This is a genomic window from Epilithonimonas sp. UC225_85, from assembly GCF_042695135.1.
Taxonomy (GTDB): domain Bacteria; phylum Bacteroidota; class Bacteroidia; order Flavobacteriales; family Weeksellaceae; genus Epilithonimonas.
Window position 1 is genome coordinate 499760 of record NZ_CP170547.1, and the last position, 24551, is coordinate 524310.

Consider the following 24551-nt stretch of genomic DNA (forward strand, 5'->3'; position numbering starts at 1 on the left):
TATTCTCCTGTTATTCATAATGACAGTTTCTTTTTATAATGCTCAGATTATGAAATACCATTATGATAAAGAAATGACTTTCCTTAGTGAAGCGGATAGTTTGAGCGGCGTTTCCGTGCGATTTAATTCTAAGGATAAAAGCGTTCCTGTATATTCCATCGATTTTGATTCTGATAAAAGATTCATTAGAAATACCATCAATTTCTATTACGCTTACCGGAAAAATATGTACAGGATGGACGGCGTTCTTTACAATAAGAAATATGCTGCAGCTAACGGATTTACAACTTTTCGTGCAGAGTCTCCCATCAGGTCTTTTAAAAAAGCTTCTGATACTTTGTATGATTATAAATCTTTCAAAAACCTGGAAAAGAGAATTGCAATAGACAAAGACGGAACCAAAATAGACCTTTTTATTGCAAGTCTGAACGACGGAATTGATTATTCTGAGCCGGCACTTTTCTATCTTTCTGAAAATTTCGGAATTTCACCGGGTTTGGGGAAAGGGGAAGTTGTTGTTTATGCAAATTACATCTTTAATAAAAATAATAGTTCTGCTAATTTCGTTATATTAAAGGATATTAATGAAGATATCTATTTTAATAAAGAGCAGATCGAATATTTAATTGACGATAAATACAAAGACTTTTATAAAAAAATAGAGACTGATGAAATGCCGATGTATTGCTCTGTAACCTCATTTGCTAATAATGTGGATGAAAGAACAACGGAAGAATTAAATGATCTTCTGGGAAATGTCTGTGAATATTTTACATTGTGGCGTAAATCAGAAACAAATGACAGTTTCAAAAAATATTACGATTCTGAAGTCAAAAGGAGAATTGAAATTTACAGACGAAACGGAACTTTTAATGAAAAACAACTAAAGATTTATCTTGAAGAAACGAATAAGCTTAAAAGCCAAAATTCTACAGAAAACATCGATTATAAGTAATCATCTTCAATTAAAAATTGAACTAAATAATTTATTTAAAAAAACTAACTTTGCGAATAGAAAAACAATCAATGAAAAACATAATATACTATTTCTCTATTTTATTCGGAGTCTTTACATTAGCTTCTTGCGATCCAAGTCAGGATAACAATGGCGATTTCTTGATTGGTGTAGATTACAACCCGAACACCAATACAGGCGGAACAGGAGGTTCAACATCCAGACAATTAAAACAAATGATCTCCCATCTTAAAGATGAAGATACGGGACAGTTTGAAGATAGTAATATAGTTTACAGTTACTCTGGAACAAAATTGATTTCTTACAAAGATGATTCTGGCGAAACAACTAAAATTGATTACAACAGCAGCAACAAAATCTCAAAAGTTTCTAATTCCGGACAGACATCTGTTTTTGAATATTCAGGAGCGAATGTTTCAAAAGTTGTTACCACTTTTGCAGGCGTCGCAAAAATTACTTCAACCTATACTTTTAACGGAGGAAAACTTGTAAAAGTAGCTGCTATTCAAGAGTTTTCTATACCGGTCCCTATTAAATCTTATCTGGAAACAAGTTACCAGTATCAAGGTGAGAATATGACCAAATCTGTCATCAAAAACGGAATTTATGATCCTGTTACGGGAGAATTGGTAATGATGCCCGAGGAGCAGTCTATAGCTTTTACTTACGACACAAAAAAATCGCCGTACAAACTCCTTCCTACAGAATATATTCTTCTTTTGGCAGGAATTGGTCCGCAAGGAGGTGCTTATCTTTCTGCTAATAATTTTGAGAAAATAACAATTTCCAATACCGGTGCATCTGGTGAAGTAATGAGTTTCACACACACTTACGATAGTGAAAATTATCCAATAAAAAGTACGACGGGAGACGAATATATTTCTTACAAATATCAATAAAATTCCTGATGAAATATCTTATTGTCGGTATTGGAAACAAAGGGGAAGAATATGCAGAAACCCGACATAATATCGGTTTCAAAGTGGCTGAGAAAATTGCCGAGAAAATAGAAGCACCTTTCAAATCTTCTAACTTCGGACTTCTGGCGGAAGGAAAATATAAGGGCAGAAAAGTATTCATTCTCAAGCCAGATACTTATGTCAACCTTTCCGGAAATGCTGTCAAATTCTGGATGCAGAAAGAAAATATTCCTCTTGAAAATGTTTTGATTATTGCTGATGACCTCGCTTTGCCTTTCGGTTCTTTGAGAATGAAAATGAAAGGAAGTCACGGCGGTCACAACGGGCTTAGAAATATCGAAGCTGTTCTCAATAACAATCAATACACAAGACTCCGTTTTGGGATCGCTGCAGAATTCAAAGAAGGTCAGCAGGTGGATTATGTCTTGGGACAATGGAACGAGACTGAGAAAGAAATATTACAGGAAAGAATCGAAAAGTTTTCTCAGGCAGCATTATCATTCGTCTTCGCTGGTGTTCAAAATACAATGACTGCTTTTAATGGGAAATAAGCAAGCCGGATAAAAATTACCCGGCCTGCAACCTAATTAATTGTATGAAAAAAAAGATGCTTTATATCCAGGTCACCACGCCCGTTTCTACATCATAATTTGCGCCCACGATTTTAATTTTACCTTCGTCTTCAAGGCTTTTAAGTGTCGTGCTATTATTACGAATATCTTCGATAGCGTGTTTTACATTATGCTGATTCAGCCTTTCCAAAAGATCCTCATTTTTAGAAGAACGTTCTTCACCATCTTTGATAATATCTTTGATGATGTGATCAAAATGACCAATGAGGTGATTGAGGTTTTCCATTCCCATAGGTTCAATCTGCGCTGAGTCCAGTCCGCCTTTCAGAGCGCCGCATTTGGTATGCCCAAGAACTACAACAAGCTTGGAACCGGCAACATTGCAGCCAAATTCCATAGATCCAAGAATGTCCTGATTCACGAAGTTACCAGCAATTCTAACGCTGAAAATATCCCCCAATCCCTGGTCAAAGATCAGTTCGGCAGAAGTACGGCTGTCGATACAGCTCAAAACTACAGCAAACGGCCATTGTCCTTCACGCGTGTCATTTACCTGAGCCAAAAGATCTCTGTTCGCTTTAAGATTATTTACAAATCTCTGGTTTCCTTCTTTTAATATATTTAATGCTTTTTCAGGTGTAATGGTCGTTTGTGTTTCGAATGTATGTGCTTTCATATTGTTTTTAAATTTTAATAAAGTGTTAATGATTAGAGGGAATGTAAGTGTCTGTCAATATTTTTTTAATTAAATCGTATTGAATTTAAAGCCATCAGCAAAAAGCCAACCGCCATCAGCTACTTACATTGCCCTTTTGTGATTGACGACAACGTGCGAATCTTCATCGCTCGCATAGTCTCTGTAAGACGTTTTGAAGCCGATGAGTTCAACTTCTATATCTTCTTCTTTTGCTCTTACATTGGCAAAGTCCTGGATCATCTCCAGAACATCTGTCGTGATGTAAGAGGTTGTTTTTGCATCAATGATGACTTTGGAGCCGGATTTTACGTTTTTCAGTGTTTTCTTGATGGCTGCTTTGTTCAGGAAAGAAACTTCTTCTGCTAATTTTATGGTGATCTCATCTGCTTCATCCAGTGTTTTCCGGCTCAGATAATAGGCACGCTTCATATTTCCCTGAAGAATGTAGAAAACCGATATCAATAATCCGATTCCAACACCTTTCAGCAGATCGGTTCCCACAACTGCGACAACGGTTGCAACAAAAGGAATGAACTGATATTTACCATTATACCAGAAATGTTTGAAGGTTGCCGGTTTTGCCAGTTTGTACCCAACTAAAATCAGAACTGCTGCCAATGTTGCCAAAGGAATCAGATTCAATATAAAAGGAATTGATAATACACATATCAGCAATAAAACACCGTGAATAATAGCAGATAATTTGGAAGTTGCGCCGGCATTTGCGTTGGCAGAACTTCTTACCACAACAGATGTCATTGGCAATCCTCCTATAAAGGAACTTACAATATTGCCGATTCCCTGAGCTTTCAATTCCAGATTGGTGTCTGTGATTCTTCTTCTCACATCAAGTCTGTCAGACGCTTCTATGCAAAGCAAAGTCTCTATCGAGGCCACAATAGCGATCGTAGCACCTGTGATCCAGACTTTAGGATTGGCAAACCCATTGAAATCGGGAAAAGTGATGAGGTTTTTAAAACCTTCTAATGATGAAGGTGTTGGCAATGTTACCAGATGTTTATCAGAAATTGCCAGAGAACTTCCTGTTAATTTAAAGAACTCATTTAATAAAATTCCTGTAATTACGGCGACTAGTGCGCCTGGTAACAACTTCAGTCTTTTAAGGATGGTAATGTTATCCCAAGCCAGCAAAATAGCAACTGAAACCAGCGTTACAATAATTGCTCCCGGTGTGATTGCGCCAAATAATTCTGTGAAATATTCGAAATTAAGACCTTTATCAAAAATCGATTCGTGCCCTTCATAATCACTGTCAAAACCTAATGCGTGGGGAATCTGTTTCAGGATAATAATAATTCCGATACCCGCAAGCATACCTTCGATCACATTGTTTGGGAAATAGTTGGAGATACTTCCAGCCCGGATAAAACCTAAAATTAACTGAATAATTCCCGCAATAATTCCCGCACAAAGAAATAACTCAAATGCACCAAGATCTGTGATCGCTACCAGAACAATTGCTGTCAATCCAGCGGCCGGACCAGAAACAGAAATATTGGAATTACTGATAAGACCGACAACAATACCGCCGACAATGCCCGCAATAATACCGGACAATGGTGGTGCGCCAGATGCTAAGGCGATCCCAAGACAAAGCGGCAATGCCACAAGAAATACGACAAGACCGGAAGGAAAATTTTCTTTGATCCCTCCAATCAAAGATTTTGATTTTTGCATAATAATAGAGCAGAAGTCATTGATAGTGAATACCAATTATTCTTTAAAAATGTTGATTGACTTAATACAGAACAAAGCCTGCTGTAAATTAAAAACAGCAAACAAGAATTACGTTTTATAGAAAAACGAAATGCAGATTAAGCCTCAGGAGGCGGAGAAAATATCGTGAGATACGGGGAGAAGTAGATATTGGCTTCCCAATTTGGGGTTGTTTTTTTCTCAGGAACAGATTCACAAAACTTCAGATAGTCATAGATGTCCAGAGTCTTGGGAATTGTTTTTTCAAAGGTAAAAAATGCGCTGGAGTGCTGTTCTTCTTCATTGACTATAACATTGGTTCTCGGTAATTCCCAGCCAAACATTGCGGCAATCCCCGGAAGAGCCGTAAAGTTGAGAAAAATCGTTAATGTTATAATACTCCAGAATTTCATAAAAAGTTTTTAAATGAAGTTTTTGTTATTCTTTTTACTCATCACCCAGTCAGAATCTGTCAGATTATATATCTTTTGGATATCCTTGAGGATCTTTTCAAAATCGATTTCCAGATCAATAATTTTCCCGGTTCTGAGATCGAAAACCCAACCGTGAACAATAGGATATTCGTCTAAAATATAACGTTCCTGCACGCAGGCCATTTTTATAACGTTGATGCATTGCTCCTGAACATTCAGTTCCACAAGGCGGTCGTATTTCTTATCTTCTTCAGTTACTGAATCTAATTCTTCCTGGTGAAGTCTGTAAACATCGCGAATGGTTCTAAGCCAGGGGTTCATCAGACCAAGATCCTGAGAAGTCATTGCCGCTTTTACACCGCCGCAATTATAATGTCCGCAAACAATAATATGTTTCACTTTCAGATGTTCAACAGCGTATTGGATTACTGCTGTAGAACTCATATCCAAAGTATTGACAACATTGGCAATGTTTCTGTGAACAAAAACTTCGCCTGGTCCAACGCCCATTAGTTCCTCTGCAGTTGCGCGGCTATCGGAACATCCAATGTACAAATAATCAGGATGTTGTGTTTTGGCAAGATCATGAAAATACTCAGGGTTGACTGCAAGTTTTGCCTCTACCCATTTTTTGTTGTTTTCAAAAATATCTTCGTATGACTTTGCCATAATAATTTACAGAGTTATAATTATTTATTTCTCTAAAGTTATTTTACGAAATTGATAGACTAAATCAATAACAATACAAAAATATACTTTAAAAATTTAAAATACGAAGATTTTAACAAAGTTTAATATTAGAACCAAGCAAAATAATCTGCCGTTTACTTTCCACAAATTGTGTTTTAGTTGAGTTAATTCTACTTAACATAATAAAAAACATAAAAATTTATTTAAAATTTTGTTAAAATATTATTAAGTTCGCAACTGAAAAAACAAAACCAATGAAAAAACTTTATATCAGCATGGGGATGTTGATCCTTAGCTATTCCCATGCCCAAAAAGTAAGCTGGCAGAAGAATGTAGAATCCGGGACACAGGATTTTCTCTCCGGGCTTGCAGTCACTGTTGACGGGCAGTATCTTGTTTCAGGATCATCCATTCAGACCAACCAAAATCCATCGACTGGCAGCAACCAAAACAAAGGTTACGATTACCATATTCTAAAACTCGACCAGCAGGGTCAGAAAGTCTGGGAGAGATATTTCTCCGGCAACCAGCACGATTACCTCAGTTCCACCGTCTCTACCCAGGAAGGTGGATTTTTATTGGCCGGAACGTCGTATTCATCATTGTCATTGGATAAGAAAGAAAAATCCAACGGATCCTCGGATATGTGGATCATCAAAGTCAATGAAAATGGCGAGGAAGAGTGGCAGAAAACCATTGGCACGCGATATTCCGAAGAAGCAAGATCTGTGACGCAGACGATGGACAAAGGATTTGTGGTTGTGGGAAGCACCAATCATCCGAAACTTGGTTATGGATCCAAAGATGTGATGGTAGTGAAACTGGATAAAACCGGAAAAATAATTAACCAGTTAATTCTTGGAGGAAAAGGCCTGGATGAAGTTGAGAAAGTAATCCCGACAACAGACGGCGGCGTCCTGATGGGCATCTATTCCAGAAGTGGTGTTAATGAAGGACAGCCAAAATCGAAGATCAGTTCCAAAGACCTGTTATCTCAAAATTCAGGTTTAAATTTAAACTCAACGAATAACAATTCATCTTCAAACTCTCAATCATCATCAACAAACAATCAAAATTCATCAAATCCAAATAATCAGAACGCCACCGAATCTTATGACATCAATTTCTACGGAAAAGCCTATGGAAATTATGGTGAAGGAGATTACTGGATTGTGAAGCTGGACAAGAACGGCGCAGTCCAATGGGAGAAGAACTTCGGTGGCAGTGAGGATGACCATATCCGGACAATGGCTTTGACGGACTCAGGATATATCATCGGAGGAGAAAGCCGTTCCCAGACTTCGGGCAACAAGAGAGCAAAATTGGAAGAAGGCACGGACCTTTGGCTGTTGTCTTTGGATCAGGACGGCAATGAAGTGTGGCAGCAGTCTTACAACTTCAAGAACAGGGATGTTCTGATGTCACTGAACACGATTAAAAACCCATCAACCGACAACCATCAGCCAACCACCAAGGGATTTTTGATTGGTGGTTACACCCAGAGTGAAGGCAAAGTTCAGAGAAACGACGAGACTTTCTGGATGCTTTACATCGACAGAAACGGTAAGGAAGTCTGGCGGAAATATGTTGAAGGTAATGAGAAAAAGAATGAAGAAAGACTGGTATCGGCAACCCTGAACAGAGACGGATCCTACATTTTGGCGGGCACAAGTGCTGAGGAATTGGGCAAAGAAAACTGGAAAATCGTAAAGCTGGAGGACAAACAGCTGGAAGATCTGATTGAAAACAAAGACATCCAGATCTATCCAAATCCTGTGAAAGATTACTGTTATGTAGAGATCGGAGTGGACTTCGAGAATGCGGATATCTATCTTTATGATATGACCGGCAGGGTTCTTCAGCAACTCCAGACCAGGAACAAAGTGACGAAGGTGAACACCAGTAAGCTTCCGCAGGGTGTTTACATCATCAACGCCACAACAAACACAAATAAAAAACTATCAACTAAAATCGTGAAAGAATAACACAATGAGGAAGAAATTACAATTATTTATGATATTGATTTTCAGTACTAACAAATTTTTATCACAATCTACTGACGCTACTGATTATTCCCCTAAAATAATGCCTGCTTCTCCAGAGGCGTTCAAATTTGGAAGTTACGGAAATGTTCCGGTGGGATTATTCACAGGAGCGCCTAATATTAATATACCAATAGCAACTTTTAGTGTTGGTGATATCAATATTCCTGTTTCTTTAAACTACTCTTCCAATGGAATAAAACTAGATGAGATGAATGGCAGTACAGGACTAGGATGGAGTCTTATCAGTGCAGGTGTAATTACAAGAACAGTGAGGGATCTGCCAGATGAAAATTCAGCTGAAATTAAGACTATTCCAAATATAGATATTCTAGGTCTATGGAGTCCGGATGTTGTGAACTACATCAATGATTGTATTAATCCTGATGTAGATTCCGAGCCAGATATGTATATGGCTAATTTTGCCGGGAATAGTATAAAATTTGTATTTGATAAAAAAGGACAGCCATTTTTATATACCAAATCCAATTATCAGATTATAGGACAAAGTGGAGGTGAGTCATTTACTGTCATATCTGATAAAGGAGTAGAATATGAATTTACAGCAAAAGAAGGATCTATATACAGAACATATGGGGGTGGACATTCAGTTCCATCCACATATAATTCCTCTTGGTACCTTACAAAGATAAAAAGTAGCGGAAAAGAAGTTAATATTGAATATTATGAATCGGGATACACTACAACCATATCGCAATCACAGACAATGATCTATACACCTCCCGGTTTAATCCAATACAAACTTGTTCCTGGTAATTTAAATGGTATTTCCACATGTGTTTCTCAAATGTACACTGTTTCTGCAAATCCTAATAATAGCAGAATTTCATCAAGACAAACTTTATTTGGACAACAAATAAAAAGGATTTATTATAATGATGTTTCCGGCAATCCGATTCAGGAAATGCTATTTAGTTATGGTGCTTTGGGAAATAATGATTTCAAACCTCTACAATCAGTTATTTATAAATCAAGAAATAATGAAGGCGTTAATTATAATTTTGAATATACTACAACCTCTAATGGCAGAATGTTTCTTAAAAATATTGTCAATACAAAGGACAATGGGAAGTATGAATTTGAATATATAAACAAAGAACAACTTCCTCAAAGACTGACAACTCAAAGTGATGTCTCTGCCAGCAGAGATATATGGGGATTATACAATGGAAAAAGCAATACTACGCTGATACCTCAAATTTTTGACACAAATGATCTAAATAGGGTTATTTATAATGGAGCCGATCAAAGTTTTGATGGTACTAAAGGAAACTCAGGCTTATTAAATAAAATCACATATCCAACAAAAGGAAGCACAGATATTCTTTATGAACCTCATACAAGGAAAGAGACTAAAATTATTCCTGGCGTTAAAGATTGGGTAAGATTACAGGCGTCAAGCACAGATGAAATAAAATTTGTAACTGATGTAATTACCATTACTCCTACAAAAGATGAGTTTATAATGCTTTCCATTCCCAATGCAAACAGATCCCCTTCTTGTAATCCGAACACCGACGAAGGTAAGACACAAGGAAATTTGATGATTAAGGATAATAATAATCAATACTTACCTATATATACTTATTCTACCACAGTAAATGCCTATATAATTAGTACTTCTACATCATTGAATATTACAACTAATATGGCTTATAATCAGTACTATATACAGCTGAAAAAAGATGTTCCTACAACTTTTACATTAAAAACAATGTGGTTTTGTACAGATACAAGCTTAAGCTTTTATTATACTACCGGACCAGACACTACCCAACAAGTAGATGCCCCTTTCGGAGGTTTTAGAGTAGCCTCCACTACTGATACCCCTATTTCAGGAAATCCAATTACAAAAACATTTTCATATTCTGGTATAAATGTATTGAGGAAGCCCTATTTCTTAGAATTACAGACTGATAGATCATATTGTGGGACAGCGGGACAATATTACACTATAAATTATTACAGTTTAACTTCTAATAATTTAGCACAATTAAATGCCACTAATCCCAATATATTTTATGAAACTGTTACTGAAGAAACTCCGGGAAGAGGAAAGACAATACATACTTTTGATATTAGCAGTGACTATTTTGGTAAAGATTTAATTGGTAAACCCATATTATCAAGTCCCTGGACAAATTTTGGTTGGAATAATGGCAAAGAAAAAAATACGATTTATAAGGATTCTTCAAATACCTTATTAAAAGAGATCCAGTACAATTATGTAGAGGACGATAATCGCAAAACTTCTGTTGATGCAATATCTGTAAGAAAAAATTTCGACTTACAATATTCTGGAAATGTAACTTTGAATTGTACTGCAGATAACATCAATTCATCATTCCAGCAATACTATTGTAATGCAAATCATACCCATGCGTGGCATACTTGGGATGATACATGTCATGCCAGTGGACATATAGATGTATGGGTTACATTTTACGGATATTGTTATGGACGTAATATTGGAGATGTAGTTATAAAGCCAAACATTTTTGAAAATATTGATGTTGTACAGTACAAAAATATCTCGCATTTTGATTACCTCCAATCCCAAACAACTACAGATTACAAAAACGGCACCCCATTAACCACCACCACAGAATACTTCTACAACAACCCGTCGCATTACCAGTTAACACAGCAAAAGACAACTTTCCCGGACTCGAGTTATCAGACGACGGATTACAGTTATGCGCACGAAAAACCCAATCAGAAGCTGATCGACGGCAATATGGTAGGTATTCCATTAGTAACAGAAACCAAGAAAAACGGTAAAACCATTTCAAAAACAGAAACGGTATATCCAGATGTTTTGCCGGATACCCAGACAGGAAACCTGTTACTTCCAAAATCCGTTTCGTCGCTAGATGTATTGACAGGAACTTCTTCCACAGAAGTCACTTATAACCAATACGACAGCAAAGGCAATCTCCTGCAATACACTACCAAATCGGGTGTTCCAACGGCAATCATCTGGGGTTACAATAACACCCAGCCAATCGCAAAAATAGAAGGCGCAAGCTATGCACAGGTTTCAAGTTTGGCAACAACTATCATAATAGCTTCAAACGATGATGCCAATGACACTGTTTCAGGTAATCCTAAAGAACAAGATTTATTAACTGCTTTAGATACTTTTAGAACCAACTCTGCTTTATCAGGCTATCAGATCACGACCTACACTTATGATCCATTAATAGGTGTCAGAAGCATCACTCCACCAAACGGCGTTAGACAGGTTTATATTTACGATGCGGCGAATAGATTAAAAGAAGTCCGTGAACAGAATCAAACTGGCAATCTCCTGAAAGAATATGATTATCATTATAAAAACTAACACACCGATGAAAAATATATTAATAACACTTACACTTCTGGTCTTTGGTTCAGGGTTATACCATTCCCAGTTGACTCAGACGGAGAATTACGTTTACAGCAAGACGCATTTGTCAGCGCCAGATGAAACTGTCCAAAAGACATCAGAAACAGTTACCTATTTTGACGGCTTGGGCAGACCCAAGCAGACCATTATGATCAAAGGAGGGAAAACACCGACAACCGATCTGGTAACTCCTGTTGTTTATGACGGATTTGGAAGGCAGGTTCTGGACATCCTGCCGGTTCCAATAGCCACATCTGACAGAGCCATTCATCCGGGGTTAACAGAAACCAGCGGTTCTGCTTTTTATGGTGGAAGACCTTACTCCGAGAAAGTTTTAGAAGACTCACCTTTGGACAGAGTCTTCCAGCAGATCCAGCCCGGGACAGACTGGCAGAGCCACCCGGTTAATTACGATTACCAGACGAACACCGCTACGGACGTTCTGAAATTCTCTACCGAAACATTGGCAAGCGGCGGCGCCTTCTACACCAGCAAATTAATGGTAAACGGATATTACCCTGCCTCCACGCTTTATAGGAATATGGTGTCGGACGAAGATGGCAAGGTTACGTTTGAGTTCAAGAATGGTGAAGGACAGACCTTGTTGGTAAGGAAAGTCCAGGGAGATGATATGGGACCATCTATAGCACCCCAGCCGACTGCAACTTATATTGATACTTATTATGTTTATAACGAGTACAACCAGCTGGCGTTTGTGATCTCGCCACTGGCGGTTAACGAGTTCAGAGCCAACTCCAATCAAACGATCAATAATCCTAAAACAGTTCCTAATGCCATTATAGACAATCTCTGCTACCAGTACAATTATGACGGCAGAAACAGGTTGGTAGAAAAAAAGCTTCCAGGAAAAGGCTGGGAATCTATGGTTTATGATAAGCAGGATAGACTGATCTTTACCCAGGATGCCAGTCTGGCTTCATCTGCCAATCAATTTGGGGCAAAAGGATGGCTGTTTACCAAATATGATCAGTTCAGCAGGGTTGTCTATACAGGTTTTGTAGCCAGCAATGATGACAGAGCAACAGTGCAGGCTATCGTCACTAATAGTACCACTATTATTTCTAACAACGAGTCCCGAAGTTCCTCTTCCGGCAATTACAGCGGATTGGATTTATATTATACCAACTCTGCCTTTCCTTCTGTGATTACAAAACTTCTTTCCGTTAACTATTATGACACCTATCCCGACGAAACCCCTTTTCCCGATCAGAACAAAATCCTGAACCAGCCGATCCTTGAGGAAACTTATGACACTTTGGGTCGTTCCACCAAATCCCTTCCATTGGCATCCTTTGTCAAGAATATTAATGATGACAGCTGGACGAAGAACTATAGTTTCTACGACGGAAAAGGAAGATCGATTGGTTCTACGAGCATTAACCATTTGGGCGGAAGCACAGTGGTGGGCAGCAAACTGGACTTTGCAGGCATTGTGAAGCAGACCCAGACGCTCCACAACAGGATTGCCAGCGAGATCCCGGTGAATATCATTGAGGATTTTACCTATGACCACCAGAACAGGCTTCTGAAACATTACCACGAGGTCGTTGGCAAAACCCCGAAAGAACTTTTGGCAGACAATACCTATGATGATCTGGGAAGGCTTGTTTCCAAAAAAGTAGGCGCAGTATCTGATGCTACTTTTGCAGAAGTATCTCTTGCGCTCCAGACGATCAAATACGACTACAACATTCGGGGCTGGATGACAGGCATCAACCTGAATCCCACAGGCGGTCTTGATACCGGCAAACTCTTTTCCTACAAGATCAAATACAATGATCCTGTAAATACCGCCATCAAAAAATACAACGGCAACATCGCCGAGATCGACTGGATATATCAGGACGAAGATGCTAAACGATATGAGTACACTTATGATGACCTGAACAGGCTCAGAAAAGGAAATTACAAATCACCGGGTCAAACAACCACAACAGACAGCAAATTCTATAACGAAGAGCTGACCTACGATGTCAACGGTAACATCAAAACCCTGATCCGTAACGCAAAACCCCAGGTTAGTACCCAGGCTGCAGTTCAGGTGGATGATCTGACTTATGTTTATGAAAATACCAACAAAAGCAACCGCCTTTCTACCGTTTATGACAATGCACAGAACAGCAATGGCTACCCTGCTGTCACAGTTCCACAGCCAATGACTTACGACTTTAACGGTAATATGCTGACAATGCCCGATAAAGGAATCACGGATCCTATCGTTTATAATTACCTGAATCTTCCTCAAACCATTATTCAGGGCGGGAATCCTATTAACTATACTTATCGCGCAGATGGGGTGAAGCTTCATAAAAAATTAACAGTCGGCGGACAAGACATAGACACCGATTATCTGGATGGTTTTGTTTATACCACGCCATATTCTGAAGACCTTGACGGAGCACTTTTGGACAATCCTGATGTAGCTCACGCCGGACAAAGAGAAAGTTTTGAGCTGGCAGAAAAGACGGTTGTTGGTCCGGGCGGTCCGATCAATCTGACGGAAGCATCGCCGAACTTCTTCCCAACGGCAGAAGGATTTTATGATTACGAGAATTTTAAATATATTTACCAGTACAAAGACCACTTAGGGAATGTAAGGCTTAGCTTTGACAGAAGTCCCGATGATGGCAGCGCAGAAGTAGTAAGCAGTAATGATTATTACCCGTTTGGATTGAATTTTATCAACATCCAGGCAAGAACGTCGCATCCACCGGTTTACAATCCATCTGTAAGTTTTGAGAATTATAAGTACAACGGTAAGGAACTTCAAGAGACGGGGATGTACGCAATGGACTTCCGTCATTATATGCCGGATATTGGAAGATTTATAGGAATGGATAGGCTTTCCGATATAATGCCTGATTGGACACCTTACCGCTTTTCGTTTAATAATCCTGTTTATTTCTCTGACCCAACTGGATTGCTTGAGGAAGGGGGGGATGCTTTTGCAACTTGTCCTACCTGTCCAAACACACCTAAATTTGAACCATTCATCAATGACCCAAGCAATACGTATGTTTATGACCCTAAAACTGACACAGCTGAAAAAGAAACACAAATTCAAGAAGTTGTCGTTACAGGAAAGAAAAGCGAGAGTAATACAAATTATCACGATTGGTCACAAACATTGAGAAAAAGTTCAGGATATGCTTTTTCAGCAAATAAAATTTTATTTCAACCTGCATTTGAACGAGCTTCTCAATATGGAATTCCGAAAATATATACCACAACTACTTTAACTTACGAGAAAGCTCTACCTAAAATTCTTGGAGGACGAAGAATTATTTATCAACCATTAATGACAATGAATGCTCTCAAAGCAGGAAGAATAGCTAAAGGGCTTAAAATAACAGGTAGAGTTTTAGGAGGTGCTGGATTAGCTTTAGGTGTGTATGATATGACTCAAAACGGAATAACCACATCAAACTCGCTTGATGTTACGATGTCTGCATTGGCGTTGACACCTACAGGAGTAACACAAGGAATTGCAGCGACTTATTTTCTTTTAAACGGAGTGACTACTTTGGTTACCGGCAAAGACATTGGACAGCATATGGATGAAAATGGATACAATTTAGGAGAACTAATAAATGACCAAATAAAATGATATTAATAGATTTTTTATACTACCAGTTTACTAATTTTTATAAGTATTTTGAGAAAGACGGAACACATAAAGCGTCTGGAATTATATTGACCTGTAGTATGTTATGTTGGAATCTGACTTTTTTAATAATAATGTTAGATAACTGTTTTCAAACGAGTATAGGTCCAAAGAATAAGTTTTTGTTACTAATATATTTTTTACCAATAGTATTATTAATAGGCTTAAGGTATTGGAAATTTACTTCTTATGAAGAAATAAGAGAAAAAGTAAAGAGTTTCAGTAGTACGAAGAAAATAACAGCAGATATTTTGCTTATACTGTATGTGGTTATTTCTTTGCCTGTTTTTATATACTTTGCTGCATATTTAGGAAGTCACAAATAACAAAAACCTCCCACCAATTGGTGGGAGGTTTTATTTTAAAATTGCTTGAAGTTTGTTTCTAGCGATAAAAGCATCAATGAGCGTAAAGACATAATCTTTGTCTTTATCGGACATTTTATTTACTTCCTTTACTTTTTCCATCAATGGGTAATGTTACAAAGTTAGTGATGGAGATTATTTTAAACATTAACCTATTGAAAATCAATTAAAATACTAATTGAAAAATATAAATAACAAGGGTAGATAAGTCTATCCTCGTTTATTTTTACAGAAAAACATATCTGATAGTACAGATTGCAATTCGTGTTTTGTTTACAACTCCCTCATTGCCCGGACCTCTTCCAGGCTTTTTCCTTTGTAGAAATCTTTGGGATCTATTAGTGGCACCTGCAGATCTTGCAGTTTGTTGAGCTGATGACCTTCGGCAGGCTGCAGGTCGCGCCTCACGAAAAAATCGTTGGGGGTACAGTCGAGGGAAATGCAGAGGGCCGTCAATTGCCGGAAGTTGGTCTGCACCGCCTCGCCATTCAGCATTTTCTGCGCGGACTTTCCGCTGATACCCGCCTTTGTGAGAAAAGCATACGGAAATGTGATCTGTCGGAGTGTCAGGATAGGAGCAAGGTGTAGCACAAGGCTGCTTTGGGAAGGCCGTAGGTTCCCGCGTTTCTTTCTTAACATATCTATTCGTGTTTTTATTAAGGTAAATATACATAGATTTCGGGATAGTGGTAATACAGACTACCGGAGTAGTATTACAGATTGCCCGACTGGTGTTACAGACTACCGTAGTAGTATTACAGCGTGCCGGAGTAGTGTTACAGATTACCGGAGTAGCATTACAGATTAGCCGACTAGTGTTACAGACTACCGGAGTGGTATTACAGATGAGTCGAGTGGTATTATAGATAGTTTTTTAAGGTGTGAGGTTTACGGAGAGCTGGAAAGGCGATGTAGAATGTTTAATGGGGGCATCAATTAACAGAACAACCTTGGCTCTCTATTCCCGTGTCGGCTCGTAATAAAATACGGCTGCTCCAGAATTCAGCCCCCGCTGGTGCGAGCGTCTCGCTCGTATCTATAGAAATAACAAAGCCAACTCATTTGGGCAATGCTCAAAACTTAGTGATGGTTATGATTTAAAATATTAACCTATTGAAAATCAGTTAAAATAATAATTGAGAAATATAAATAACGAGGGTAGATAATTCTACCCTCGTTTATTTTTGCAGAAAAAACATACCCCAAATGATTGAGGATAATAAGAAGTATGAAATGCTGTCAACTCTAGACCTTATTATTAATATAACCCTCAGTTGCATTCATTTTCGGGGTGATGATGGCCGGATTTCCCAAGGCAATAGAATTATCTGGAATATCCGTGTTGACGTAGGCATTCGGAGCAATCAGAACATTATTACCAATTGTTATTTTCCCGACGATCACGGCATTTGGACCGATCCAGACTTCGTTACCGATGATGGGAACGCCTTCGTTCTTTCCGCGGTTGGACTGCGCGATAGTCACACCCTGAGCAATATTGCAATTCTTCCCGATCTTAGCTTTCGGATTGATGACAAGCTGACCCCAATGTCCTAAGTATAATCCTTCTCCGATCTCAGTTTCAGGATAGATCTGGAAGCCGTATTTGATCTGATAATGGCGAAGCACCAACTTGTAAAAGAGACCGATAAATGGCGTTTTATAGTGCTTTTGAGTTTTTCTTAAAACATAGATATAATGCAGATTCGGGCTGAAACATTTTTTCATGATCTGAATATCCGACAGATATTTTCCGCTTTCTCTGTAAAAATCTTTTTGAATGATAGAATAACCCATTGGATAAAATTACAAATTATCAATGATTTCCATGATCGAATTCACAGAATTTTCGAGATTAAAAGGCATCTTATAGTTTTCTAAGTTTTTCTGATAGGTCAGAAAATGATCAGGATCAATTAATGCTTTTTTCATTCCTTCGTAGATGCCGTTTTCCGAGTTTTCTGTGACCAAGCCGAGTTTTCCGTGTTCCAGCATTTCATTTACGCCGGAAACATCGGTTGCTATGATGTTCTTTTTTAATGTAATCGCCTCAAACAAAACCGTCGGGAAACCTTCATATCTCGAACTCAGAATGTAAAAATCCGCCGCTTTGAAATAAGGATAAGGATTATCCGTAAAACCAAGCATCGTTGCTGTCTCATCTACACCCAATTCGGATTTTAATTTCTTCACACTTTCAAAATCATAACCATCGCCAACGATCAGAACTTTGTGTTTGAAGCCTTCATCCAAAAGTCTTTTATGAACTTTTAATAACCTGTCAAATCCTTTCTGAGGAAAAACAGTTCCCACAGAAATGAAAGTTGGGACTTCTTTATCGAACGTATAATTTACGATTGATTTTTCAGATTTTGTAAGAATTTCTTCAGTATCAAGCGGATTATAAATCCTGACAATTTTATGTTTTTCAATGTCAGTTTTTGCCAGATCCAAAAATGTATCCTGAATCTTTTCTGAGATCACCATCACTTTGTCATAATGGAAAAACCGTCTGATCTTTTCCGGTGTATAGCCGCTGACCTGCATTAGATCATTATGGATCCACATTAGTTTTTTGGAAGATTTTAGTGGACTATTCAGAACTTCATCCATAAAACCGTGTATGGCAGCGAACTCAATATCATAAACTTTATTTTTGAGTTTTCTTTTGTAGAGGATTTTTGGATATTTCTTCAAAAGCCTTTGATAGACAACACGGTATATTTTCTTAGGAATATCTTTTGGGCGGTTTGTGGTGATCATCTCGCCCCGGTTGAGATACATTACATTCACCCAATCCGGAACATCGGTGAGATATTTCCCCGAATATAGATTCAGTAACAGATCGATCTCATACTTGTCTTTCGGAAGGTTTTTGAGAAAAGTTACCAGCACTTTTTCTGCGCCGCCATGACGTAGAGAGCCAATTCTGATAAGGATTTTCTTTTTCAACGGGTAAGTAGTTTATTAAATTTTTCTTCAATCAATTTATATGAAAGATAGCTAATTCCAAAGATAACTGATAACATTAAAAGATAAAATAAAAATGTCAGAATACCATTATCGATAAACCCGGGATTGATATTAAAATAACTCATCAAAATATGTGGAACAAAAGGATGAATCAGATAAAGAGAAAAGGAAATATTTCCCAGAAAGAATAATGGTTTGAAAACTTTTTCTTGTGTTGTAAAATCCGAAGTTATAATGATGAAACAATTGATGCCAATAAACAAAAGAAGGAAAATGTGCTGTGCGAAATATATAATTTCCAGATGCAGCAAAATCAATAATAAATAAGATAAGTACTTGATCTTGCCAAATATAACCGGAATTTTAATTTTCTGAACGAGTAATGCAGAAACGATTCCTACAAAAAAGAAACTGATAACGCCATTAGATAAAAATTTTGGGATAACACCTGAGAATGTGAACTGCTGTAAAATAAACTGGAGAATAAAAACGCAGATAAGTGCATGAATTCTGTATTGCTTAAAAAGAAACGTCAATGCAAAAATGACATAAAAAAGCATCTCGTAGTTGAGTGTCCACCCGAGATATAAAATCGGATAACCCTTGTATGGAATAAAAAAAAGACATTTTATAAGTTTGATTGTATTAACATAATTGAATATAAAACCAGGAACAAAAAGGAATATCCAGAGGAATGTAAGCAGCGTATAAAGTGGTACGATCCTGACAATTCTTTTTTTCATAAAATAAAAGAAATTCTTTTTTACCAGCTGCGGATCATAATTTCTTGTCGTGTAAATCATTATAAATCCACTGATCACAAAAAATATCTCTACACCATATTCTCCGCTGGGAAATAATTGAGAACCAAGATTCTCTGTAAGAGAGTTATTAAGCCAGTTTTGTGTATGGAATCCGCACACCATTAGAGCTGCAATACCTCTTAAATATTGAATATTTGACAGTTTTTTCCCATCCATATATTGTGTTTTTAGTAATAGTTTTTTAATGTGCGGAGTAGCCGCCATCAACAATCATATTGGTGCCGGTAATCCATCGGGATGCTTCGGACAAAAGAAAAACAGCAGATGCCGCAACGTCTTCCGGATTACCAATTCCCAAAGGATGCTTGTCCAGAATAGTTTTTGTGGATTCTTCGCCAATCTCCTCAAACATTTTTTCGCTAAGCGGTGTGCTTACCATTGCCGGGCTGATACAGTTGACGCGTGTATTCTGTTTTGCCAGTTCCAGAGCCAGAGATTTGGTTCCGGAGATCAAAGCGCCTTTTGTTGCACTGTAAGCCAGATTTGCCGGTTCGCCGACAACGCCTGCAATAGACGAAATAAAAATAAAGCTTTGATTTTCTGCTTTTAATTTTTTCTGCGAGATCGCTTTTGCGAGATAAAATCCGGCGAAAACATTGACAGAAAAGCTTTCGGTCAATATTTTTTCACTGATGTTTCTGAGTGGCAAAGTATATTTGAGTCCTGCAGAATGGACAAAACCAGAAATACGTATTCCGTTTTCTATCAGATTTTTGGCAAAGCGACTTATTTCTTCTTCCGAAGTAATGTCAAATTCAAATGACAGATGTGTTCCGTTTCCTTCCAGATTCTCAGAAACTGTTTCTAATTTTGAAAGATCTCTGCCAATTAAAATAACCTGTGCACCTGCTTTTGCACAGAGTTCCGCACAGGCTTTTCCTATACCGGAAGATGCTCCGGAAATGACAATGGTTTTACCTTCCAGTGAAAACAGATCAGACATTAGTCTTCAAAGTTTTCTGCACCAATCAGCCCTTTTAATTCCTGAAGCGTATTAATATCCTTAAATTGTTTGGTGTCTAATTTTTTTCCAAAATTTTCATCAATAAAGACAATTAGAGAGAGAACAGACATCGAGTCATAATTTTCCAATTCCTTGAATTTTGTATCCAGAGAGAGTGTGTTATCTTCTTCCAGCTCGTCCTGTAATTTTTCTAAAAAATCCTGTGTTTTCATATATTTGTTATTTTAAAATTCTAAAATTCCTGCAGCCCAAGAATAGCCCACTCCGAAGCCTGCGACCAAAACTTTGCTTCCCTGTTTTATTTTGCCTTTGTCTGTTGCAGATTTTATGGCAATGGGAATTGTCGCAGATACTGTGTTGCCTACGTGGATCATATCAATAAAGAATTTTTCCTCAGGAATACCGCATTTCTTTCTCAAATAATTGAGCATATAAGTATTTGCCTGGTGAAAAATAACCAAATCAATATCGTCTAAAGTTAAATTATTTTTTGATAATGTATCATTGATTAGTCCGGGAATATTTTCTATCGTAAAGGTAAAAATTTCCGGGCCGTTCATGAATAATCTGGCATCTTCCGAACTTCCGTGGCGTGCACCTCCGTTTTTCACGATAAGGTTTTGGAAACCACCGCCATCTGTGCCTACAGAAAACTGATAATCAGCTTTGGAATCATCTTTTTCTACAATCGTAACAGCTGCGCCGTCGCCAAAAATAGTTCTGTTGGATTTGTCTTCCTTGTCTAAAAATTTGGTGTAAGTTTCGGATGTTACAAGTAATATATTCTTTGCTAAGCCGATGGAAATCAACCCTTTTGCTAATGCTAATCCATAAACGAAACCAGAACAGCCAAGATTGAAATCCAAAGCACCTGTTGTTTTAGGAAGTCCTAATTTGTCCTGTAAGATGCAGGCTGTTGTTGGTAAAAAATAGTCCGGACTCTGGGTACAAAAAAGTATAAAATCGATTTTGTTTTTATCATAAGTTTTGAAAAGCTTTTCACAAGCCCCCAATGCGAGATCCAGAGGCGTCTCGTCTTCACTTGCTACATGTCGGGATTCTACACCTATTTTTGCAAGGATCTTTTCTGCATTCCACTCCGGGAATTCTTTCGCAATATCTTCGTTAGTTAATATATTTTCTGGCAGATAGTAATCTATTGCAGCAATATTGATCATAGATTTTGATATAAAATTTTTGCAAAGATACAGATCTCAACTAAGATAACAGATATTATGATATGCATATAATCGTCTAAAACAGTGTTAAAAAATATTAATATCTCATAAATAATGATATTAAAGTACTTTTTCCCAGGATTTTATAATATTTTCTCTCTTCCATTTGGCGGATTCTAAAAAACTCGTTTTTATCTTTTTTTCCAAAACTGAAGGATTATTTACCAGATAGTTTAGTTTTTCTACAAAAGATTCTTTGGCGTGTAAAGGAATCAGATAACCGTTTTTTTCATTGATAATATCAGCAGGGCCACTTGGGCAGTCATATGCTATTAAAACATTGGAAGCAAACATCCCTTCGACTAAAACAATTCCGAAACCTTCTCTGATGGAAGTAAGACAAAGGATTTTTGATTTTGACATATAATCTCTTACAACTTTAGAGTCTACTTGTCCCAAAAAGTTGACCTGATGCAGTGCATTTTTCTCTGCATAATCCTTGAGTAAGTCTAATTGTAATCCTTGCCCGATGATATTAACTTTCCAGTCAGCCGGCAGATTTGTTTCCTTAATAATTTCCAGAAACTCGAGGATGTTTTTTTCCGGATCTAATCTTGCAACCAGAGAAATAATATTTTCTTTTTCCTGAAAAGACCTGAATTTCTGCTTTTCAAACTCCGGATCCATAATATTCCCGATAATATGTGTCTTGGGATTTATTTTCTTGAAATATTTATAATCGTCATTATTGATACAGATCACCTCACGAAGGTTATTGTATCTGGTTTTTAGAGTATTCCAGAATTTGCCTCCTACAAGATGACTGATGTGTTCCCAGGAAACGCTTTTGTGGCACACGGTTTTGTTAAGAGCAAGGATGCAGGACAACTTGTACCAGCAAGAGACGATCGTATGATATTCTGATTGATTTTTTCTCAGCCAGCGATTCATCAAAATAGCAATACCGTAATGATAAATATAAGTGTTGAAATTTTGTATTTTGGGGATGAATTTCAGATATTTATTATTGAATTCGCATAGTCTCCAGGTCCACAAAGAAAAAGAATCGAGGTAATGTTTTTTTATTCTTGGATCTAAAGGATAAAAATCATGGTGTTCCTTCATAAGAAAAAGAATATCAATTATATATCCCATTTCTATTAGTTCATTTACCAATGTAGTTGTGACTTTTGCAACGCCGCCGGCTTTTATATTCTGATAGTAAATAAACAGAATTTTTTTTTCTTTCATCTGATTGTAATATTCAGGAATTTAACCTTAATTACAATTATGATGTTAAATTCCATAAATAACAAATATATTAATAATATATAAAATTGTAATTGAGAATATAATATTTATTTTTGCAAAAAAATAAGAATATGTTTCTTTTCTATAAAATATTACTCAAGATTCAATCGGTTTACGAGCAGACACTCAACAAAGCTAATGTTGAAATGTGCAAGTATAAAGGAATGAAAGTGGGCAAGAATCTCAATACCCCGGACAAAGTCTATTTTGGAACAGAGCCATACCTTATAGAAATTGGTGATAATGTCAATATTGCCGCAGGCGTCAGATTTGTAAATCATGGCGGGACTACAACAATGTTGCGAAGAATACCCGGTTATGAAGATGCACGTATTTTTGGACGGATCAAAATAGGAAATAACTGCACCATTGCTATCAATAGTGTGATTACAGAGCATGTAGAAATTGGTGATAATTGTATTCTCGGCGCAAACTCTGTGTTGTCCCAATCTATGCCTCCAAATACTGTTTTTGCCGGCAACCCGGCCCAGTTTATCTGCATCATAGAAGATTACGGAGATATTATTCTTAAAAATAATCCGGTCTATCCAAGAGAACTGGAAAAAGATCGTAAAGCATTGGACGAGTTTATCAAGAAAAATCAGCCGTATAAATTCAAAAAAGCGAAGAGAATCAGGTAGAATTAATTTTCTATAATATGCATAACCTCATTGTATATTTTTTGGTTATCAAACTGTTTTTCAGAGTCTTTCAGGTTTTCTCTGATTGCAGCTACTAATGAAGGATTAATCAAAAAATCTTTCATAGCTTCTTTCATTTTTTCAGAATTATAATCTATCAGAAACCCATTTTTTTTGTGAGTGATCATTTCCGGGATTCCGCCAACATCTGTTGCGATAATCGGGATTTGCAGAATTAGGGTTTCCGCAATGATAAGCGGCCAGCCTTCTGTTGCCGACGGCATAATGTAGAAGTCGGCATTTTTTACATAAGGATAAGGATTCATCTTGGTTCCCAGCAATTTGAACGTCTTCCCAACACTTGATTTTTTGATCTGATTTTCAAGATTCTCTCTTTCTTCACCATCCCCAATCACGACGACCTGATGTGCAAAACCTTCATCCAGAAGCATTTTATGCGCTTCTATTAATTTATGAAATCCTTTTCTGTAATGTAGCCTTGCAACCGAAACAAAAGTCGGAATGTTTTCATAATCCACCGGGAATTCTTCTGATCTTATTCTCAGATCCTCTATAGGAATAGGATTAAGGATGACACTTTCGTTTTTAATTTTAACCTCCGGAAAAGATTGATGCAGAATATCATAGGATTGCTGAGAGCCATAAATAACGTGGTCGAAGCTTTGCAGATTTCTAAGGATTTCCGGCAGAATACCTTTAAGCCCAGGAACGGTAATGTCAGAATGCAGCCAGCCTATTTTTTTTGATTTTTTGTTTGGACTTTTTATCACAGAATTATAGTCTGCATAAGTTGATGCAATCTCTACATCAAATTTTTTCCTTAAATAAATATGATCTGTCAGAGCGGGAAATTTTTCCAGGAATTTGATTTTCAAACCTCTTGTTATGGTCTGAATTTTATTGATAATAGTGTTTTTTGAAAAGTCTTCTTTCCCGGTATTTATTTTTACATAATGCACATGAGAAGGCACTTTGTCTCGCAATTCACCCTGATGTAAACTGACGATGTATGTAATGTCAAGCTTATTTTTATCCAGATTTTCCAGTAAGCTCAGAATGACTTTTTCTACACCACCCATTTCCATAGATCTGTGGCGGAAAAGAACTTTAGTTTTTTGACTCATTTGTGTTTT

The 24551-nt window shown here is 37.3% G+C and carries 20 protein-coding genes; 7 read left to right on the forward strand and 13 right to left on the reverse strand.

What is annotated here, in order from left to right; all coding sequences use genetic code 11:
• Positions 1-19 precede the first annotated feature (19 nt).
• The 3 genes from ACFJGY_RS02445 to pth all read left to right on the forward strand — a co-directional run bounded on the left by ACFJGY_RS02445 (position 20) and on the right by pth (position 2447).
• Entirely contained in the window at positions 20-955 is a 936-nt protein-coding gene (locus tag ACFJGY_RS02445) for a hypothetical protein (protein WP_379967780.1), read from the forward strand.
• Between the two features lie 71 nt (positions 956-1026).
• A complete protein-coding gene (locus ACFJGY_RS02450) occupies positions 1027-1875 on the forward strand; it encodes a hypothetical protein (RefSeq protein WP_379967782.1) in 849 nt (282 codons plus the stop codon).
• A gap of 8 nt (positions 1876-1883) precedes the next feature.
• A complete protein-coding gene (gene pth / locus ACFJGY_RS02455) occupies positions 1884-2447 on the forward strand; it encodes an aminoacyl-tRNA hydrolase (RefSeq protein WP_379967784.1) in 564 nt (187 codons plus the stop codon).
• A 61-nt stretch (positions 2448-2508) separates the two neighbouring features.
• Here pth and ACFJGY_RS02460 read toward each other — a convergent pair whose 3' ends face one another.
• From ACFJGY_RS02460 to ACFJGY_RS02475, 4 genes are all read right to left on the reverse strand, one after another.
• The gene (locus ACFJGY_RS02460) at positions 2509-3144 is read right to left on the reverse strand and encodes a carbonic anhydrase family protein (protein ID WP_379967786.1); all 636 of its coding nucleotides are present in this window, start codon (positions 3142-3144) and stop codon (positions 2509-2511) included.
• A gap of 123 nt (positions 3145-3267) precedes the next feature.
• Entirely contained in the window at positions 3268-4863 is a 1596-nt protein-coding gene (locus ACFJGY_RS02465; protein ID WP_379967788.1) for a SulP family inorganic anion transporter, read from the reverse strand.
• Between the two features lie 137 nt (positions 4864-5000).
• Complete coding sequence (locus ACFJGY_RS02470; RefSeq protein ID WP_379967790.1) at positions 5001-5294, reverse strand: hypothetical protein; 294 nt, start codon at positions 5292-5294, stop codon at positions 5001-5003.
• Between the two features lie 9 nt (positions 5295-5303).
• Entirely contained in the window at positions 5304-5984 is a 681-nt protein-coding gene (locus ACFJGY_RS02475; RefSeq protein ID WP_379967792.1) for a carbonic anhydrase, read from the reverse strand.
• A gap of 275 nt (positions 5985-6259) precedes the next feature.
• On the opposite strand from ACFJGY_RS02475, the gene ACFJGY_RS02480 reads away from it, so the two are divergent.
• From ACFJGY_RS02480 to ACFJGY_RS02490, 3 genes are read left to right on the forward strand one after another with little or no spacing between them, the layout of a single operon-like run.
• Positions 6260-7990: a T9SS type A sorting domain-containing protein gene (locus ACFJGY_RS02480; protein WP_379967794.1), complete on the forward strand. Its 1731-nt coding sequence runs from the start codon at positions 6260-6262 to the stop codon at positions 7988-7990.
• 4 nt (positions 7991-7994) lie between these two features.
• Positions 7995-11411, forward strand: a complete 3417-nt coding sequence (locus tag ACFJGY_RS02485) for a hypothetical protein (protein ID WP_379967796.1) — start codon at positions 7995-7997, stop codon at positions 11409-11411.
• 7 nt (positions 11412-11418) lie between these two features.
• A complete protein-coding gene (locus ACFJGY_RS02490; RefSeq protein ID WP_379967798.1) occupies positions 11419-15084 on the forward strand; it encodes a DUF6443 domain-containing protein in 3666 nt (1221 codons plus the stop codon).
• 695 nt (positions 15085-15779) lie between these two features.
• Here the strand turns inward: ACFJGY_RS02490 and ACFJGY_RS02495 are convergent.
• The 8 genes from ACFJGY_RS02495 to ACFJGY_RS02530 all read right to left on the reverse strand — a co-directional run bounded on the left by ACFJGY_RS02495 (position 15780) and on the right by ACFJGY_RS02530 (position 22696).
• Positions 15780-16145, reverse strand: a complete 366-nt coding sequence (locus ACFJGY_RS02495; protein ID WP_379967800.1) for a helix-turn-helix domain-containing protein — start codon at positions 16143-16145, stop codon at positions 15780-15782.
• A gap of 606 nt (positions 16146-16751) precedes the next feature.
• Entirely contained in the window at positions 16752-17303 is a 552-nt protein-coding gene (locus ACFJGY_RS02500; RefSeq protein ID WP_379967802.1) for a serine acetyltransferase, read from the reverse strand.
• A 9-nt stretch (positions 17304-17312) separates the two neighbouring features.
• Positions 17313-18458 carry a glycosyltransferase gene (locus ACFJGY_RS02505; RefSeq protein ID WP_379967804.1) on the reverse strand — a complete coding sequence of 382 codons (1146 nt, stop codon included), beginning with the start codon at positions 18456-18458 and terminating at the stop codon, positions 17313-17315.
• Positions 18455-19459, reverse strand: a complete 1005-nt coding sequence (locus ACFJGY_RS02510) for an acyltransferase family protein (protein ID WP_379967806.1) — start codon at positions 19457-19459, stop codon at positions 18455-18457. The genes ACFJGY_RS02505 and ACFJGY_RS02510 overlap by 4 nt, the downstream gene beginning before the upstream one ends.
• A 25-nt stretch (positions 19460-19484) precedes the next feature.
• Positions 19485-20246, reverse strand: coding sequence for an SDR family NAD(P)-dependent oxidoreductase (locus ACFJGY_RS02515; protein ID WP_379967808.1), 762 nt, complete (start codon positions 20244-20246; stop codon positions 19485-19487).
• Positions 20246-20479, reverse strand: a complete 234-nt coding sequence (locus ACFJGY_RS02520) for a phosphopantetheine-binding protein (RefSeq protein ID WP_379967810.1) — start codon at positions 20477-20479, stop codon at positions 20246-20248. Before ACFJGY_RS02520 ends, ACFJGY_RS02515 begins: the two co-directional genes overlap by 1 nt.
• Before the next feature lie 12 nt (positions 20480-20491).
• The gene (locus tag ACFJGY_RS02525) at positions 20492-21445 is read right to left on the reverse strand and encodes a 3-oxoacyl-ACP synthase III family protein (protein WP_379967812.1); all 954 of its coding nucleotides are present in this window, start codon (positions 21443-21445) and stop codon (positions 20492-20494) included.
• 120 nt (positions 21446-21565) lie between these two features.
• The gene (locus ACFJGY_RS02530; protein ID WP_379967814.1) at positions 21566-22696 is read right to left on the reverse strand and encodes a glycosyltransferase; all 1131 of its coding nucleotides are present in this window, start codon (positions 22694-22696) and stop codon (positions 21566-21568) included.
• 131 nt (positions 22697-22827) lie between these two features.
• On the opposite strand from ACFJGY_RS02530, the gene ACFJGY_RS02535 reads away from it, so the two are divergent.
• The gene (locus tag ACFJGY_RS02535) at positions 22828-23397 is read left to right on the forward strand and encodes an acyltransferase (RefSeq protein WP_379967816.1); all 570 of its coding nucleotides are present in this window, start codon (positions 22828-22830) and stop codon (positions 23395-23397) included.
• Positions 23398-23399: 2 nt separating this feature from the next.
• Here the strand turns inward: ACFJGY_RS02535 and ACFJGY_RS02540 are convergent, their stop codons facing one another.
• Positions 23400-24542, reverse strand: a complete 1143-nt coding sequence (locus ACFJGY_RS02540) for a glycosyltransferase (protein ID WP_379967818.1) — start codon at positions 24540-24542, stop codon at positions 23400-23402.
• Positions 24543-24551: the final 9 nt, after the last annotated feature.

Excerpts from the sequence above, each read along its gene's own strand:
- ACFJGY_RS02510 (WP_379967806.1), bottom strand. The coding sequence starts at position 19,459 with ATGGATGGGAAAAAACTGTCAAATATTCAATATTTAAGAGGTATTGCA.
- ACFJGY_RS02475 (WP_379967792.1), bottom strand. The coding sequence starts at position 5,984 with ATGGCAAAGTCATACGAAGATATTTTTGAAAACAACAAAAAATGGGTA.
- ACFJGY_RS02490 (WP_379967798.1), top strand. The coding sequence starts at position 11,419 with ATGAAAAATATATTAATAACACTTACACTTCTGGTCTTTGGTTCAGGG.
- ACFJGY_RS02515 (WP_379967808.1), bottom strand. The coding sequence starts at position 20,246 with ATGTCTGATCTGTTTTCACTGGAAGGTAAAACCATTGTCATTTCCGGA.
- ACFJGY_RS02500 (WP_379967802.1), bottom strand. The coding sequence starts at position 17,303 with ATGGGTTATTCTATCATTCAAAAAGATTTTTACAGAGAAAGCGGAAAA.
- ACFJGY_RS02485 (WP_379967796.1), top strand. The coding sequence starts at position 7,995 with ATGAGGAAGAAATTACAATTATTTATGATATTGATTTTCAGTACTAAC.
- ACFJGY_RS02530 (WP_379967814.1), bottom strand. The coding sequence starts at position 22,696 with ATGAAAGAAAAAAAAATTCTGTTTATTTACTATCAGAATATAAAAGCC.
- ACFJGY_RS02540 (WP_379967818.1), bottom strand. The coding sequence starts at position 24,542 with ATGAGTCAAAAAACTAAAGTTCTTTTCCGCCACAGATCTATGGAAATG.
- pth (WP_379967784.1), top strand. The coding sequence starts at position 1,884 with ATGAAATATCTTATTGTCGGTATTGGAAACAAAGGGGAAGAATATGCA.
- ACFJGY_RS02535 (WP_379967816.1), top strand. The coding sequence starts at position 22,828 with ATGTTTCTTTTCTATAAAATATTACTCAAGATTCAATCGGTTTACGAG.
- ACFJGY_RS02445 (WP_379967780.1), top strand. The coding sequence starts at position 20 with ATGACAGTTTCTTTTTATAATGCTCAGATTATGAAATACCATTATGAT.
- ACFJGY_RS02520 (WP_379967810.1), bottom strand. The coding sequence starts at position 20,479 with ATGAAAACACAGGATTTTTTAGAAAAATTACAGGACGAGCTGGAAGAA.
- ACFJGY_RS02465 (WP_379967788.1), bottom strand. The coding sequence starts at position 4,863 with ATGCAAAAATCAAAATCTTTGATTGGAGGGATCAAAGAAAATTTTCCT.
- ACFJGY_RS02480 (WP_379967794.1), top strand. The coding sequence starts at position 6,260 with ATGAAAAAACTTTATATCAGCATGGGGATGTTGATCCTTAGCTATTCC.
- ACFJGY_RS02525 (WP_379967812.1), bottom strand. The coding sequence starts at position 21,445 with ATGATCAATATTGCTGCAATAGATTACTATCTGCCAGAAAATATATTA.
- ACFJGY_RS02450 (WP_379967782.1), top strand. The coding sequence starts at position 1,027 with ATGAAAAACATAATATACTATTTCTCTATTTTATTCGGAGTCTTTACA.
- ACFJGY_RS02495 (WP_379967800.1), bottom strand. The coding sequence starts at position 16,145 with ATGTTAAGAAAGAAACGCGGGAACCTACGGCCTTCCCAAAGCAGCCTT.
- ACFJGY_RS02470 (WP_379967790.1), bottom strand. The coding sequence starts at position 5,294 with ATGAAATTCTGGAGTATTATAACATTAACGATTTTTCTCAACTTTACG.
- ACFJGY_RS02460 (WP_379967786.1), bottom strand. The coding sequence starts at position 3,144 with ATGAAAGCACATACATTCGAAACACAAACGACCATTACACCTGAAAAA.